Origin of the sequence: Photobacterium aquae (assembly GCF_001029445.1) — a bacterium.
Lineage (GTDB): Bacteria > Pseudomonadota > Gammaproteobacteria > Enterobacterales > Vibrionaceae > Photobacterium > Photobacterium aquae.
In genome coordinates this window covers 1-497 of the sequence record NZ_LDOT01000065.1, presented here as the reverse complement: position 1 = coordinate 497, position 497 = coordinate 1, and the positions used below count along the sequence as shown (strand labels likewise).

General features: G+C 51.5%; 1 pseudogene. It reads right to left on the bottom strand.

Features of this window, described 5'->3' with window-relative positions:
* Positions 1–27: 27 nt before the first annotated feature.
* A pseudogene (locus ABT56_RS24320) lies at positions 28–497 on the bottom strand (rolling circle replication-associated protein); the annotation flags it as partial.

The following is a 497-nucleotide window of genomic DNA, read 5'->3' as shown; positions in this document are numbered from 1 at the left end:
TTTAGTTCGTCCATTTACTCACTTCCCTTATGCTGCGGATTTCAATTGTTGATATTGTTCAAGCTCCGCCATTGCGGCGGCGACTTCCAATTCGGTCGGCTCTTTGGTGTTTGGGGTCATTGGGTCTGATAAGACATGCTGCCAATAACTGCGCTTATGCAAAAACCGTTCGTATTGCTGGGCGTATTCCGCTCGGGCGGTTTGCCTGACTTCGGTTGCCGTTTCGGTTAGGTGGTCGCTTTCCCCAATGGGCACCATTGACCAACCTCGCGCCCCTGCGGCCCATAGCAAAAAGTCATACGCCTTGTTTTCGGCTTGTTCGCCTTCAAAGGCCATACAAAAACGGTTTTTGGTTGAGGCATGGACACCCCGCGCTTTCATCTGGTCGCGGATTGCCTTCTGTTCGGTTTCAAGCCGCGCTAGCCTTGCATTCAGCTTGAATAGGTCGGCTTTGGGTTTTTTGGCTTGTTTGGCAACGGCTTTCGCCTTGATGGTTT